General features: G+C 64.4%; 13 protein-coding genes. 10 read left to right on the forward strand and 3 right to left on the reverse strand.

The window, feature by feature from the left end:
• Positions 1–76: 76 nt before the first annotated feature.
• From ACT3TS_RS10920 to ACT3TS_RS10945, 6 genes are all read left to right on the forward strand, one after another.
• A complete protein-coding gene (locus ACT3TS_RS10920) occupies positions 77–340 on the forward strand; it encodes a type II toxin-antitoxin system Phd/YefM family antitoxin (RefSeq protein WP_444531538.1) in 264 nt (87 codons plus the stop codon).
• 102 nt (positions 341–442) lie between these two features.
• Positions 443–1885: a DUF3375 domain-containing protein gene (locus ACT3TS_RS10925; protein ID WP_444531539.1), complete on the forward strand. Its 1443-nt coding sequence runs from the start codon at positions 443–445 to the stop codon at positions 1883–1885.
• Complete coding sequence (locus ACT3TS_RS10930) at positions 1882–2535, forward strand: DUF4194 domain-containing protein (protein WP_444531540.1); 654 nt, start codon at positions 1882–1884, stop codon at positions 2533–2535. Before ACT3TS_RS10925 ends, ACT3TS_RS10930 begins: the two co-directional genes overlap by 4 nt.
• The gene (locus ACT3TS_RS10935) at positions 2532–5912 is read left to right on the forward strand and encodes an ATP-binding protein (protein ID WP_444531541.1); all 3381 of its coding nucleotides are present in this window, start codon (positions 2532–2534) and stop codon (positions 5910–5912) included. The genes ACT3TS_RS10930 and ACT3TS_RS10935 overlap by 4 nt, the downstream gene beginning before the upstream one ends.
• A complete protein-coding gene (locus ACT3TS_RS10940) occupies positions 5875–7065 on the forward strand; it encodes a Wadjet anti-phage system protein JetD domain-containing protein (RefSeq protein ID WP_444531542.1) in 1191 nt (396 codons plus the stop codon). The genes ACT3TS_RS10935 and ACT3TS_RS10940 overlap by 38 nt, the downstream gene beginning before the upstream one ends.
• Before the next feature lie 85 nt (positions 7066–7150).
• A complete protein-coding gene (locus ACT3TS_RS10945) occupies positions 7151–8596 on the forward strand; it encodes a DUF5129 domain-containing protein (protein WP_444531543.1) in 1446 nt (481 codons plus the stop codon).
• Positions 8597–8607: 11 nt separating this feature from the next.
• Here the strand turns inward: ACT3TS_RS10945 and ACT3TS_RS10950 are convergent, their stop codons facing one another.
• Together ACT3TS_RS10950 and ACT3TS_RS10955 are read right to left on the reverse strand one after the other, a co-directional pair.
• Positions 8608–9597: a 2-hydroxyacid dehydrogenase gene (locus ACT3TS_RS10950; RefSeq protein ID WP_444531544.1), complete on the reverse strand. Its 990-nt coding sequence runs from the start codon at positions 9595–9597 to the stop codon at positions 8608–8610.
• Positions 9598–9603: 6 nt separating this feature from the next.
• The gene (locus ACT3TS_RS10955) at positions 9604–10905 is read right to left on the reverse strand and encodes an MFS transporter (RefSeq protein WP_444531545.1); all 1302 of its coding nucleotides are present in this window, start codon (positions 10903–10905) and stop codon (positions 9604–9606) included.
• 132 nt (positions 10906–11037) lie between these two features.
• Here ACT3TS_RS10955 and kynU point away from each other — a divergent pair, with 132 nt between their 5' ends.
• From kynU to ACT3TS_RS10975, 4 genes are all read left to right on the forward strand, one after another.
• A complete protein-coding gene (gene kynU, locus ACT3TS_RS10960) occupies positions 11038–12303 on the forward strand; it encodes a kynureninase (RefSeq protein ID WP_444531546.1) in 1266 nt (421 codons plus the stop codon).
• 157 nt (positions 12304–12460) lie between these two features.
• Positions 12461–12667: a helix-turn-helix domain-containing protein gene (locus ACT3TS_RS10965; RefSeq protein WP_444531547.1), complete on the forward strand. Its 207-nt coding sequence runs from the start codon at positions 12461–12463 to the stop codon at positions 12665–12667.
• A complete protein-coding gene (locus ACT3TS_RS10970; RefSeq protein ID WP_444531548.1) occupies positions 12664–13926 on the forward strand; it encodes a type II toxin-antitoxin system HipA family toxin in 1263 nt (420 codons plus the stop codon). The genes ACT3TS_RS10965 and ACT3TS_RS10970 overlap by 4 nt, the downstream gene beginning before the upstream one ends.
• 58 nt (positions 13927–13984) lie before the next feature.
• A complete protein-coding gene (locus tag ACT3TS_RS10975; RefSeq protein ID WP_444531549.1) occupies positions 13985–14611 on the forward strand; it encodes a TetR/AcrR family transcriptional regulator in 627 nt (208 codons plus the stop codon).
• Here ACT3TS_RS10975 and ACT3TS_RS10980 read toward each other — a convergent pair.
• Positions 14608–15255 carry an NAD(P)-dependent oxidoreductase gene (locus ACT3TS_RS10980; RefSeq protein ID WP_444531550.1) on the reverse strand — a complete coding sequence of 216 codons (648 nt, stop codon included), beginning with the start codon at positions 15253–15255 and terminating at the stop codon, positions 14608–14610. The two genes, ACT3TS_RS10975 and ACT3TS_RS10980, sit on opposite strands and share 4 nt — an antisense overlap.
• Between the last annotated feature and the right edge of the window lie 11 nt (positions 15256–15266).

Genomic DNA, 15266 nt, shown 5'->3' on the forward strand with positions numbered 1-15266 from the left:
CCACGACCACTATCGTTCCGCAAACCCTGAGACGACAATTGACGTCACAATGTGACCACACGAGAGGCAGAAAATCATGGGTGCCAGTATCCGGGAATTCAAGGCACACCTAAGCCTCCACCTCTCGCGTGTGCGCTCAGGTGAAACCATCACCATCACAGACAGGGGCACCCCTGTGGCCATGGTGGTGCCCATGGGCGCCGACACCACACGTGAACGATTTGTCACCGAAGGCAAGGTGACGCCTGCGGTTCTCGTTTCGGGGGACGCAAAACTGCTTTCCGCATGGCATTCGGCCGGAGTATCGACGGCGGCGATCTCACCGCCGAGCCCCAACTGAATTGGTTCCAGGCAGCACATCGAAGTCTGACACCATTGAGTCAATGTCTGCCCCTGCGTCTACGATTGAAACTACGGCAACAGCAGCCCCTTGGAGCGCCCCATGGACTACTTCTCGATCAACTCCCTGCGTGAGAATCACGCGGGCTGGTCGCTGCTTCGCGCCCAAAACGCGCCGCTGGCCCTGACATTTTTCATGACGGCCTTCACCGACCCCAACCAGCGCAACCTCGGCCGCCAGGATCTCATCGACGTCCTCGACGACGTCCTGTTCACCCTCCGGGATTCCCTGGGCGAGGAAAGGTTCCCGCGGTCCGCCGGCGAGTACCTCGACGACTGGGCCGAACCTGACAAGGCATGGCTGCGAAAGTTTTATGCCGACAACCGGGACGAGCCCGTCTACGACCTCACCGCCTCCACGGAGGACGTCATTCGGTGGGTGGAATCCCTGCGCGGGCGGGACTTCGTGCCTACGCAGTCCCGACTGTCCAGCATCTTCAACCTGCTCAAGACGCTTGTCCATGGCTCCGAAACCGATCCCGAGGCGCGGCTGGCGGAGCTGCAGCGCCAGCGCGATGGCATCGACGCCCAAATGGAAGAGATCCGCACCGGCACCATCCCCGTCATGACCGGGCCCGAAGCAGTGGACCACTTCCACCAGCTGACCACCCAGGCCAAGGACCTGCTCTCCGATTTCCGCGAAGTGGAGGCAAACTTCCGCCGGCTCGACCGCAACCTGCGCGAACAAATTTCCATGTGGGAGGGCGGCCAGGGCGATCTGTTGGAGTCCATCTTTTCCTCCCAGCAGGACATCAGCGGTTCGCTGCAGGGGCGCACCTTCCAGGGTTTTTGGGACTACCTCATGTCCCCGCAGCTGCGCTCGGAACTGCACGAGCTGTTGGAACGCGCCACCCAAATCGAGGCGCTCGCCACGCAGTCGGGGCTGCAATCCATCACGTCCATGCAAAAGGACTGGCTGCCCGCCGTCGAGCAGACCCAGTCCACGGTGCGCCAGCTCTCGGCCCAAATCCGGCGGCTGCTCGATGACAAGGTGTTCCTTGAAAACAAACGCATCATGGCGTTGATCCGCAACATTGAATCCGGCGCCGTCGCCGTCCGCGCCACCCCGCCGCCTGGGACGTTTGCCGAGCTTGCCGGCCATGACGTGCCCGTCGCCCTGCCCTTCGAACGACCTCTTTACGAGCCCAGCCGGCAGGTGTCCATCAACGACGCCGTCGACGTCGCCGAGGACCTCGACGTGGACGCCCACGCGCTCTTTGACCAGTTTTATGTTGACCCGCAACGGCTCGAAGCCAACATCGACGCCGTTCTGGCCGACGCCGAACAAGCCACACTCGCGGACGTCACCGACGCCTACCCGCTCAGCCAGGGCTTGGCCGAGATTGTCAGCTACTTCCAGCTCGCCACCGAGTCCACGTCGGCAGTCATCGACCAGGACACGGCCCAAACCCTGTCCTGGACACTCCCCGACGGCAGCCTCCGTGAGGCCACCGTTGAAAAAATCATCTTTGTGAGGCAAACATGACCACAGCCCCGGACGAGGTCCAAGAAGAAGACGCCCAAAACGCTGGGGCCCGGACACCTGACGGCCTGCCGCTGGTGGTCACCAAGCTGTTCAAGGGCGTCGTCTACCGCGACGGTGATGAGCGCTTGTGGCAGCGGCTCATGGAACTGTCCGCCCAGGCCCGCGACTACGTGGCGGTGCTCGGTCTTGAACTGGTGTTGGATGACAGCGAAGGCTACGCCTTCCTGCGCTCGAGCCCCGACGCCGACGCGGACCTCCCACGCTTGATTCCCCGCCGCCAGCTCACCTTCCACGTCAGCCTGCTCTTGGCCCTGCTCCGGGCCCGGTTGGCCGAATTTGACCAGCAAAACAGCGAGACCCGGCTCATCATGACGGCGGAGCAGATCGGCGACATGGTCTCCGTGTTCCTGCCCGAATCCAGCAACGAGGCCCGTGTCCTTGACCAGCTCGCCAGCAATATCAAGAAGGTCACGGAACTGGGCTTCCTGCGCAAGCTCCGCGGCCAGGACCAAACCTATGAGGTGGCCCGCATTCTGAAGGCCTACGTTGACGCCCAGTGGCTCGAGGAATTCGATGCCCGCCTCGCCGACTACCGCGCCGCCCTCGGCGGGGACAAAACCACCACCCCGGCAATGGGAGCATCAGCATGAGCACTCAAGCCCAGCCAGGCCTCTTCAACCTGGACGACCTCACCGCCGACGACGTCGGCACCCGCCCGGGCTTCCGGCTGCACCGCCTGGAGCTGCTGAACTGGGGCACGTTCAACAAGGATGTGCGCACCTTCCGGCTCGACGGCGAGAACAGCCTGCTCACGGGCGACATCGGCTCGGGGAAGTCGACAGTGGTGGACGCCATCACCACGCTGCTGCTGCCCGCCAACAGGATTGAATACAACAAGGCCGCGGGTGCGCAAAAGAAGGAACGCAGCCTCATGTCGTATGTGCGCGGTTTCCACAAGAGCGCCCGCAGCGGCATCGGCGACACCTCCCGTCCCGTGGCGCTGCGCGGACCGGGCACCTTCACCGTGGTGCTGGGCGTGTTCCACAACGCCAACCTGGATAAAACCATCACACTGGCCATCACGTTGTGGGCCACCCAGGAAGCCGGACAGCCCACCCGTTTTTACTCCATCGCCGAGGGCGAGCAGTCCATCAAGGGTGACTTCGCCGATTTCGGCACCGACCTGGCCAAACTGAAACGGCGCCTGCGCAATGACGGCGTGGCCGTCTTTGACGTGTTTGAAAAGTACGGCGCAGCGTTTAAACGCCACTTTGGCATTGGTTCAACCCAGGCCATGGACCTGTTCCACCGCACCGTGTCAATGAAGCAGGTGGAGAACATCACCCACTTTGTGCGCACCAACATGCTGGAGGAGGACGATGTTGAAACCCGCCTCAAAAACCTCCTGCACCATTTTGACGACCTGAAGAAAGCCCACGATGCAGTGTTGCGGGCCAAGGACCAGATCCGCATGCTGGAGCCGGTGCGGGACAACGCCGCCCGCCACCACACCCTGACGGCGGACTACGACAGCTCCCACCAGCAACGCGAACAACTCTCCCCGTGGTTCACCACCCGGAAACTGGTGCTCAGCGAGGCCCATCTGCTCGAGTTGGAGCGCGCGGCAGCGAAGGTGGAGGAACAGCAAACGGTGCTGACGGCCGAGCTCGGCAGCCTCACCCGGGAACTCGCTGACTTGCGCGACGACATCCGCAACAGCGGCGGGGGCCGGATCGCCGCCATCGGGGCCGAGCTGGCGCGCATGTCCATCGAGTCCGGTGCCCAGCGCGAGCGGTATACAACGTACTCCGAGGCGGCCAAGGTCCTTGGCTTGTTTGAGCCCGAAGACCAGGTGGTCTTTGACGCCAACGCCGCCGCCCTCCCCGGCGTGGAGAAGCACCTGACCGAAGCCAATGCCGGCCTGCAGGACCAGCGGACCGCCCTGGACCGGCAGCGGTCCGAGGCCACCGAGCAGGCTGGCGAATTAAAGGAAGACCTCAAGAGCCTGCTGAGCCGGCAAAACCTGCTGCCGCGCGAGCTCATCATGCTGCGTAAAAGGCTGTGCGACGGAACCGGCATCGCCGAATCGGAACTCCCCTTTGCCGGCGAGCTCCTGAAGGTCCGCGACTCGGAGGCCGCTTGGGAAGGCGCCGCTGAACGAACCCTGCACGGCTTTGCCCTGTCCCTGTTGGTGACCGGCGGACACTACGCCGCAGTCAGCAACTGGGTTGACGCGAACAACCTGCGCGCCCGGCTCGTCTATCTGAAGGTTGGCGAGAACCCGACTCCGCGAACAGGCGCCCCTGGTACCCTGGCCGGCAAGATCGGCATCAAGCCCGGCACACCGCTGCGTGAATTCCTGCTGGACGAACTCGGCCGCCGCTTTGACCACCAGTGCTGCGAAACGATGGATGAGTTCCGCCGCTACCCCAGGGCGCTGACCATCAACGGCCAGCTCAAGAGCGGAGGCGGGCGCCACGAAAAGAACGACCGCAAGCCCCTCACCGACCGTTCCACCTATGTGCTGGGTTGGGACAACCACGACAAGATCGCACGCCTGCGCGCCGCCCTCGAACAAGCCGAGGGCCAGACCCACACCGCCGTTGACGGTTTGGGCCGCGTCGACAGCCAGTTGGGCAACCTCGCCCGCCAGCAGCGGCTCATCGGCACCATCTCCGCCGTCACCAATTTTGCCGGCCTGAACTGGCAGGCAACCACCCGCGCCATGGAAGGGCTGAAGGAGGAAAAGGCCACGCTGGAAACCTCCAGCGACATCCTGCGCGAGCTCACCCGCCGGGAGGCCGAAACCGCTGACCGCGTGGAGAAGGCGAACGGCCGGCTGCGGACCTTGATGGAGCGCATTGGCGCCAACAAGACCGACATCCGCGCCATCACCGAGCAGATTGTGGACTGCCGCGAGTCGCTCACCGAGGTGCCGTTGACGTCCGACGCCGGACTGCTGGCCCAGTTGGGCAGGCTCACCAAGGCGGCACTTGAGTCGGGCACCCTGACCTACAAGAACACGGCGAAGGTGGAAAGCAGGGCCCGTGACACCTTGACCCGGAGCATCGACGCGCTGAACCGGCAGGTGATCCGCGCCGCCGAAACCACCATCAGGTTCATGGCCGATTTCCGCAACAAGTACCCCGCCGAAACGAACGAACTTGACGCCTCGCTTGAGGCGGCTGGCGAGTTCAACAAGATCCTGGCGCAGCTGGTGGACAATGACCTCCCCCGTTTTGCCGAACGCTTCAAGGAATCGCTGACGCAAAACACCATCCATGAAATTGTTGCGTTCAACGCCTTCTTGGACGCCCGCAAGCAGGACATCGTCTCCCGCATTGGCGAAATCAACGAGTCGCTGGCGCGGATTGAATACAACCCCGGACGGCACATCCAGCTTGAACCGCAGGCAACCTCCGACCCGGAGGTGCGTGAGTTTGGCACCGATCTGCGGGCCTGCTCCGAGGGATCAATTGGCGCCCAGGAGCAGTACTCGGAACAAAAATTCCTGCAGGTTGAGGCGCTGGTGGAACGCTTCCGCGGCCGCGAGGGCCGGACCAACCTCGATGAGCGGTGGACGGCGAAGGTTACCGACGTGCGCAACTGGTTCACGTTCTCCGCTTCGGAGAAATGGACGGAGACCGGTGAGGAGCACGAGCACTTCACCGATTCCGGCGGCAAGTCGGGCGGGCAAAAGGAAAAACTGGCCTACACCATTCTTGCCGCCGCGCTGGCCTTCCAGTTCGGGATCGCTGCGGGCCCGGGAAACCAGCGTTCCTTCCGTTTTGTGGTCATTGACGAAGCGTTTGGACGCGGCTCTGACGAGTCCGCCAAGTACGGCCTGGAACTGTTCAAGAGGCTGAAACTCCAGCTGCTCATTGTCACCCCGCTGCAAAAAATCCACGTGATTGAACCGTTCGTGGCCAATGTGGGTTTTGTGGCCAACGAAAGCGGCGCCGACTCCCAGCTGCGCAACATGACAATCCATGAGTACCGGGCCGAACGGGACAAGCGTGGCCGCTAAGCCGCCGGTCTGGACCGTTCCTGCCGATGTCCGCGCGGCCGCACTCAGGGCATGGAACAGTGGCGAGCTCCTGCGTGAGGCGGCCCTGCCCACGGGGCTTCATCCCCGGCGTCGGGCGTTGAAACACCCGAGCGCCACGCAACTGCGGACGGACTACGCGCTGGCCGCCGCGTGGGCCCGGTCCTGGGACCCGGCCCCGCGCGGTTGTTCACTGGAGCACGTGTCGGTGGGAACAACCACGATCGGCGCCAACACGCTGCCATGCGCCGCGGTGTTTGGCTCGGCCGCCGACGAGATTGCGTTTCTGGGTCTGGGGCGCGAAGCCGCACGGTTCACGACCCTGGCCGGCCGCGTGGCAGCGGTCGATCCCGGGCTTCTGGGTTGGGCCCTGCTGCGCCCCCTGGAACTGCTTAAATACGGTGAAGATGCGTTGACGGCCGCCCGGGTGGCTGTTTGGCTCGCAACAAACCCCAGCCCCGGAATCTACCTGCGCCAGTTGTCCCTGCCCGGCGTGCACACAAAATTCGTGGAAAACCATCGCAGACTCATCGACGGGATGCTGGCGGTCCTGGCGCCGGACAGGCCACTTCTGGGCAGGAACTATGCGCGCAGGCACGGCTTCCTCGCCGCCCCGGACAGGGTGCGGCTGCGTTTCCTGGACCCGGCAAAGGCCCCGGCTCCCGGCATGGAGGACGTGGAGGTGACGGCTGCGGCCTTCGCCGGCCTGGAAATCGACGTGGACAGAATTATCACCACGGAAAATCTTGTCAATTTCCTGGCCCTGCCGCCGGCGCCCCGGACGCTGGCCGTTTTTGGCGGCGGCTACGGTTTCGAGGGCATCCGCGAGGCAGCCTGGCTAAAGAACGTGGAGGTGCTGTACTGGGGCGACATCGACACCCACGGCTTCCACATCCTGGACCAGCTGCGTTCGCACCATCCGCACGTGCACAGCATCTTGATGGACGAGGAAACGCTGCTTGCGCACCGGGACTTTTGGGGCCGCGAGGACACGCCCACCCATGCCGTGCTGACGCACTTGGGGGCCGGGGAAAACGCCGTCTACGCCGCCCTCCAGGCAGGAACGTTCGCACCATTGCTGCGCTTGGAGCAGGAACTGCTGCGCTGGGACTGGGTGCTGGCCCGGCTTTCCTGACTCCCCATTGTCTGGACTCCGCCGCTGCCCGCAAATATCTCCATTCGTTAGAGTAGGGGGCAAACGTGGACAGAAAATGGGGAACATGAAGAAGATCTTGGGTATTTTGCTCCTGGCGCTTATGGCCATGCTGGGGACGGCCCCGGCAGCCATGGCGGCACCGGTAACGGACGTCATCGTCGAAGACACGGCCGGGGTGTTGTACCAGCCGCAGCTGGTCGAAGCCGTGGCGGACATCAATTTTTACGAGCCAACGAAGGTTGCCATCGTGACCATCGAGGGCGACGTTGGCGGCGATCGGCTCAACGCCGACGTGCTGGAACTCGCCCGCAGCCAACATCCCGAGTGGCTCAGCAACGACAAGCAGAAATGGGCCGACGGCCTGTTCATCTTTGCCGTGGACCCCATCTCCAGAAAAGTGGGCTCCTACATGGGCGAAGACCGCAAGGTGTCGCTGAGCAAGCAAGAGAGCATCCAGGAAGCCACCAAGGATCTCTTCCGTGAGGCCCAGTGGACCGACGGCACCATCGCCGGGATCAAAAAGGGCGCAGCCCTGATCAACCAGCCCTGGTACCGCTCAGCCGGTTTCATCATCACCACCAGCATTGTGGGGGTCCTCGCGCTCCTGGGCATTGGCACAACGGCGGCCGTCCGTGCCGGCAACAGGAAGAAGGCTGCCGAGCATCTCAAGCGCGGGGATGCCGGATATTCCAGCGTGAGCCTTGCCCTGGATGTCACGGAGCTCAACGCAAAAACCATTCCTGATTCATCGTCATACGGCACCCTGGTGCTGGAAAAGTACCGGAATTTCAGCACCCGTTACCATGAAGCCGGCACATTGAACCAACAGTGCCATGCCTTCACCAAGAAGGAACTCTCCAAGGCTGCCAACGTCAAGGTGGTGGCCCGCTACGCAGATCTGGCCGAGGAACTCGACGGCCTGGACGACGTCATTGCGGACACGAACACCCTGCTGAACAGGTATGCCGGTTGGGAAGGCGCCTGGGACAGGCAGGCCCGCCCCCTGCGCGAGGATCTGGAACAACTCCCGACGCTGCTCTCCCAGCCTGAAGCCAAGGGACTGCCCACCACCGCCGCCCTGTCCTCGTTGCACACCCAAAGCAGCCAGGGGCTCCAGCAGCTGGCCGCCGATTTCCACTCCGGGGCCATCACCCCGGATGCGGCCATGGACCAGTTGCGGGACATGGGCCAGGAACTGAGCGCCCTGCTCCAGCAGCATTCGGAGGCCATGATCGGCAAGTACACCAAAAACAAAACCGAACGGAACGCCATGGAGAAGGCCATGGAAAGCAGCCGAAGGAGTGAATCTCACGGCCGCCAAAGCACCATTTTAGGTTCGGTTTATGCGTGGAACACCTTCTACCCGGTGCATGCCTTCAGCGCTGGCTACGTCAGCGGCACGAGCAAGGTCGACACGGCGCGCAGCAGCGCCAGTTCGGGCGGCAGCAGCACCGGCTATGGTTCCAGCGGCGGCAGCTTCTCCGGCTCCGGCAGCTCCTCCAGTTTCTAGCTGCGGGCGCGTTATGCCTTGAAGGCGTCCGGGTTCACGGCGAACTCGGGCATCTCACCCTTGGCCATCGCAATCGCGTTGCGGGCGGCCAGCACACCCATCTTGGCGCGCACCGGCACGGTGGCGCTGCCAATGTGGGGCAGCAGCACGGTGTTGGGCAGCTCGGCCAGACCCGGCGCCAGGTTCGGTTCGTCCTCATAGACATCGAGCCCCGCCCCGGCAATCACCCCGTTGCGCAAGGCCGCAACAAGGGCGGCCTCGTCCACGACGGGCCCGCGGGCGGTGTTGACCAGAAAGGCCGAAGGCTTCATGGCAGCCAGCACCGTGGCGTCGATGAGGTGGCGGGTCTCCGCATTCATGGGCACATGGATCGACAGGAAGTCGGCCCGTGCCACCACCTCTGTCCATGGCAGCTGCTTCACCTTGCCGGCAAACTCCCCCAGCTCGGCATCGGAAACAATCCGCTCCGCAGGGGGCCGCGGCGAGAAGACAACCTCCATCCCGAAGGCAAGTGCCCGGCGCGCCGTGGCCCTGGCGATCCTGCCGAATCCGGCCAGCCCCAGCACCTGGCCGGACACGTCGCTGCCCACCAGCAGGTCCGGGTTCCAGCCGGCAAACTGGCCGGAGCGGACAAATGTGTCAGCCTCCACGACCCGGCGGGCCGTGCCCAGAATGAGCAGCATGGCAATGTCCGCGGTGGCGTCCGTGAGGACGCCGGGGGTGTTTCCCACCAGAATTCCATGTTTGCTGGCGGCGGCAACGTCAATGTTGTTGAAGCCCACCGCATAGTTTGAAACACCGCGCAGCTTGGCTGCTGCAAGCAGCCCCGCATCAATGGTGTCGCCCAGGCCCGAGAGCAGCACGTCGTAGTCGCCGCTGGCGCACAGTGCCTGCAAGCCGGCTGCCGGGGTGTCGGGCCGCAAGGTGACCTCACCGGCGTCGTGCAACAACGTCAGGCCCGGTTCGGGGATGGCCGCAGTCACCAGAAAACGAAGTGCCATGCTTGTTTACTCCTTGAGATCGACCGCATGGTCCGCGGGTGCGGGTGCCAGCGGCTCGTCGGCTGAATCCTCAATATACCGTTTCGCATTGATCATGGTGGCGCCAACCATCATCACCACGAGGCAGGCGAAAAGCATGATGAAAGAGGCCGTCCACGACCCGGTCGCATCGTGGATGGTGCCGAAGAACAGCGGGGCGATGCCCGCCCCGGCGTACCCGATTCCCTGGCTGAATCCGGACAGCACGGACGAGCCGTGCGTTGTCCGTGAGCGCAGGTTCACCATGAGCAGGGCCGTGACGAAGGTGCCCTGGCCGAGGCCGGAGAAGGTGACCCACAGCCACGTTCCCGCCAACGGCGACAGATACAGGCCCAGGTGTCCGGCGGCCCAGAACAGTGCGAAGAGGCTGATGGCCAGGATGGGGTTCTTCATCCGCGGCACCCACAATGGCACCAGCAGGCTCATCGGCACGGCCAGGATGGCAAAGTAGGCCAGCGCGGTTCCCGCCGTGGCGGCGTCGAGCCCCTGGCCGGAGAGGTATGGCGGCAGCCAGGTGAAGTACACATAGGTTTGGGCCGAGTTGCCGGCCAGGAAGATGACCAGCCCCCAGGCCACCGGCGAGCGCCACGGCCGCAGCTTGGGCACCGGCACGGCCCCGGGCCCGCCTGCCTGACCCGCGCCGAGGTGGGCGGCCTGCCCCTGGGGGTTGCCGGCGTCGTGCTTCTCCCTGCGGTCCCGCAGGAATTGCATGAGCCACGGCAGCAGCACCAGCAAACTGACGGAAGCCCACAGCCCGATGGACACTCGCCAGTTGGTGGCCCCGGCGATGGGCACGGCCAGCTGCGGGCTGATGGCAGTGCCCACCGACAGCAGCGTCACGTAGCCGGCCGTCACCAAGCCGACGCGGTCCGGGAAATACTTTTTCACCAGCGGCGGCAGCACCACATTGCCGATGCCATAGCCGGCCATGACAACGGCGGTCAGGCCAAGGAACGGCCAGACCTGGTCGATGGCGGCCCGGCCCAGCTGCCCGGCCACGGCCAGCACGACGGCGGCGACCAGCGCCTTTTCGAGACCGACCCGGCGGATCAAGGCGGGGGTGAGCAGACCGAAGATCGCAAACATCAGCGGCGGCAGCATGGCCAGCAGGCCCGTGGTGCCGGCGTCGAAGCCCAGCTCGCCGGAGAGCTCGCCCAGAAGCGGCGGCACCACCGACACGGCCGTGCGCAGGCTCAGCGCCATCACCATGATGCCCAGCAGGGCGCCGATACGGCCGGTCCACGGTCTCTTCACAAGAAAGTTTGTCACCGCTCAACCCTAGCCACTTGGCTGGCCGGATCAGCCCGAAAAACCTTGACCGGCCTGAAAAGCGGCCATAGATTGGGGATTGGCCCGCATCAGCGGCGAGACCCTGAACACACCCCGAGGCAAGGAAGCCCCATGGATCCAGCTGTGCCCCTCACTCCGGAGGCCTGCATGGCCGCCGATGCGAATGATCCGCTGCGCCGCTTTCGGGATGAGTTCATCCTGCCTGCGGGCGTCATTTATTTGGACGGCAATTCCTTGGGTGCCCGGCCCGCGGCGGCGGCCGGTGTGGCCTCACGGGTGTTGGAGCAGGAGTGGGGTACCGGACTGATCCGCAGCTGGAACACGGCCGGCTGGTTTGACCTGCCGGGCCGGCTGGGCGACAAGGTGGCCACCTTGATCGGTGCCGGCCCCGGTGAAGTCGTCGTCACCGACACCACGTCCCTGAACCTGTTCAAGGCGCTGGCCGCTGCCCTGCACCTGCAGAAGTCCGCCGATCCGGCGCGCAAGGTCATTGTCACCGAGCGTGACAACTTCCCCACCGACATCTACATTGCCGAAGGGATCGCCAGCTTCCTCAGCCAGGGATTCTCGGTGCGCCTGATCGACGCGGAGCTGCCGCTTGAGGCCGCACTGGGTCCCGACGTTGCGGTCGTGGCGTTGTCGCATGTGAACTACCGCACCGGCTCCATGTGGGATATGGGGGCCACCAGCTCTTCCATTCACAAGGCCGGAGCCCTGGCCGTGTGGGATTTGGCCCATTCCGCCGGCGCTGTGCCGGTCGACGTGGTCGGCTCCGCGGCTGACTTCGCAGTTGGCTGCACCTACAAGTACCTCAATGGCGGTCCGGGATCACCGGCGTTCGTTTGGGCACACCCCCGCCATCAGGACAGCCTTTGGCAGCCGTTGTCCGGCTGGTGGGGACACGCCCGCCCGTTTGCCATGGAGGATTCCTACGCACCGGCTCCAGGCATCGCACGCTTCCTGTGCGGAACTCAGCCCATACTGTCCATGGCCCTGGTGGAGTGCGGGCTCGACATCAGCATTGCCGCCGCTGCTGCGCAGCTGCGGGAAAAATCGTTGGCGCTGACGGACTTGTTCATTTCCTTGGTGGACGCCCGGCGCGGTGAGCATCCACTGGAACTAATCACACCGCTGGACCATGCCCGGCGCGGCAGCCACGTCAGCTATGTGCACCCGGAGGGGCACGCAGTCATGCAGGCGCTCTTTGCGCGCGGGATCATTGGTGACTACCGCGAGCCCGGGGTGCTTCGCTTCGGCATCACACCGCTCTATCTGGGACACCTCGATGTGTGGCACGCGGTGGACGCCTTGTTCGACATCCTCGACAACCGGCTGTGGGACTCCCCCGAATTTCACACCCGGGAAAAGGTGACATAAGGCCGGACGGCCGCCGCGTCCGGTTCCCGGTTCCCGCGGGCACACAATTGTTTTTCTGCATGATCCTGCAGAAAAACAATCCGCACGGCATAGTATGGTGCCAAAGGGCGCCACGTCCGGGCACCCGCGCCAACCGCCAGGGAAAGGCAGAACAGCCATGGATGTTGCCGCTTTGGGTGCCGCGCTCCGGGCCCGGCGCAAGACCCTGCAGCTGACACAAAGCGAGACGGCCGACCTGGCCGACGTTTCCACGCGGGTGTTAAGCGATCTTGAGAACGGCCGGGAGACCGTGCGCCTGGACATCCTGACGGCCGTGGCCTCGGCGCTGGGCATGAGCCTGAGCTTGAACGTCTCCGGCTCATGAAGAACCTTGAGGACGCCAAAGCCGTCACCCAGGCAGTGATCTACAAAAAGGGCCGGGCGGCGGCAACCCTGACCCGCCACCCCAGCATGGGCGTCGTCTTTTCCTACCTTCCCGGTTATCTGGTGGACGGCGGGCCCGCCATCGCCTCCACCCTGCCCGCACTTGATGTTCCGGTGACCTTTGGCCACGGCAATGTGCCGGCCTTCTTTGCCGGTTTGCTGCCCGAAGGCGAGCGGCTGGCCAAGCTGCGGTGGGCAGTGAAAACCACCATCACGGACGAGTTCTCACTGCTCCTGGCGGCTGGCGGAAATCCCGTGGGCGACGTCCAAATCGTGCCCGCCGGGGAGGAACCACAAAGCATCCCGTCGCTGCTGACAGTCACCAAGACCATGGATGACATCAACTTTGCCGACTTTGCCGCCGTTCCCGGCCCAGTGGATCGGTCGGCCCTGGCCGGCCTGCAGGACAAGGTCACTGCCTCCTACCGCCACGACAAGGACCCGACCCGCGCCTACATCCTAAAATTCAACGACGGCAGCCACGCCCGCCAGGCGGAAACGGAGTTCCTGCTGCTGAAGAAGGCCAAGGCACTTTCCATCCCTGTCGCGGATGCACGCCTGGTGTACGACGGTGACGGCCGGGCCGCGCTGTTGGTGTCACGTTTTGACAGGTCCCCCAGCGGTGCGCTGGCGGTGGAGGATGGCGCCCAGCTGTTGGGGTTGGGGCCGGCACGGAAGTACTCGGTGCCCAGCGAAGCAGTGGCTGCCGCGGCCGTGGGCATGTGCGCCGCCCAGGGCCTGGCGGCCCGGAACATTTTTCTGCAGTTCCTCTTTGCCTGGCTGACAGGCAATGGAAACCTCCATGCCAAGAATATTTCGGTGGTCCAGCAGGCCAACGGGGAATGGCTGGTGGCTCCTGCGTACGATCTCCAGTGCACGCTGGCAGCGGAGATTGAGCAAGGCTTCGCCGCAGGCGTGCCGGGTGGCATCCTCACCGAGCTCACCGACGGTGATCCGTCGCGCGACCCAGGCATGGCCCTGCCCGTGGGCGGCAGCGCCGGCAGCCGCACGGGGCTGAACCGCAACGACTGGCTGCGCTTTGGCCGCACCCTGCGCATCCCCGAACGACTGGTGGCAAAGTGCATCGACAAGGCCCTTGCGGCCTCAACAATGACCACGGCGGAACTGCCGTTCGAACGCGACGTCAGTGCCGCCGTCGTGCGTGTCCTGGGGATCCGGCGCGCCGCGATCCAACGGTGACGCAACAGGCAAAGCGGCCCAAATACTTTTACTGACGAAATGACGCTAAAATGTCTCTATGCCACGAATAGCCGCCCCCACGAACGCGGCGCAGCGAGAGCAGACGCAGCGCAAGATCCTCAACGCCTTTGGCGAACTTCTGTTCACACACGGCCTGCCCGGACTGACCATGACCGACGTCGCCAGGACCGCCGGCGTGGGCAGGACCGCCGTATACAACTACTTTGCCGACCTCGAGCAGCTCCTGGTGGCCTACGCACTGGATGAAACCGGCAAGTTCGTCACCGAGCTCAAGGCCAGTCTCGAGGGCCTGGAGAATCCTGTTGACCGCCTGAGCTTGTATGTGCGGGCGCAGCTTGAAGACCTCACCCGCCGGCACCTCCCCCCGGGTCCGGCCATGCGCTCGGTGCTCTCAAGTGATTCGTTTGCCAAACTGGGTGTCCATGTGGGCGAGCTCAACAATTTGCTGATGGACATTCTGCGCACCGGCATGGACCAGCATTTCCTGCCCGAGGCCGACGTTGAGGGGCTGGTGCAGCTGATCCACGGCTCATTGACGGCAAGTGCCTCGCGGCGCAAAACCGACACCCCGGACGAGGAAAACATTGCAGCCGCGGTGCGGTTCATTCAGGCCGGCGTGGGTGCAGCCTTTGATGCGCAGGGCCGCCCGGTCACCATCAGCTAGTAGCCGAGGTTGATGTGTCCCCGGTGCCGGCTGCCTTGTTCAATGACGTCGACAAATCCGAGGGCGTAGTCCGCGCCGGAGATTTCCCCGCCACCGTCAGGCTGCAGCGCGACATCGCCACCGACTCGATAGTGGCCAAGCCGCTGACCGGGAACATGCGCACCAAACCCTCCCGCCGGGCTCACGAGCGTCCATTCGAGGGTTGCGGGTGCGGCCGGGAGGTCGTCGGTGACGAGTGCCGCAACCGAGGTCAGTTCGGCGTGCAACTCCGCCGGAGCGTGACTCAGGTCCGTCACGAAGCGTGGCGCCCCGGGCGCCGGCCGCAGTGAGGAATACCCACCCACGATGAACAGCGGCGCCCGCGCAGTGTCTGCCAGTTGTGCGATGGTGCGGTAGACACCGCGGAAACCGTCGGCAAGCGCCCCGCGCGGAGAGAGCGCCCCCACCACGGCGTCCGCACCTTTAATGACTGCTGCGAGTGAGGCTTCGTCTGAGGCGTCCCCTTGGACGTAGGCCACGTTGGGAACTTGCTGGTCCGGCAGCGAACGGCTGTACGAGGTAACTTCATGGCCGCGGGCGGCAGCCTCTGCAACGATGGCGGATCCGGCGTAGCCGGTGCCGCCGATCACGGTGATGCGGGACATTGAATGCCTTC

The organism is Specibacter sp. AOP5-B1-6 (assembly GCF_052376555.1).
Classification (GTDB): Bacteria; Actinomycetota; Actinomycetes; order Actinomycetales; family Micrococcaceae; genus Specibacter.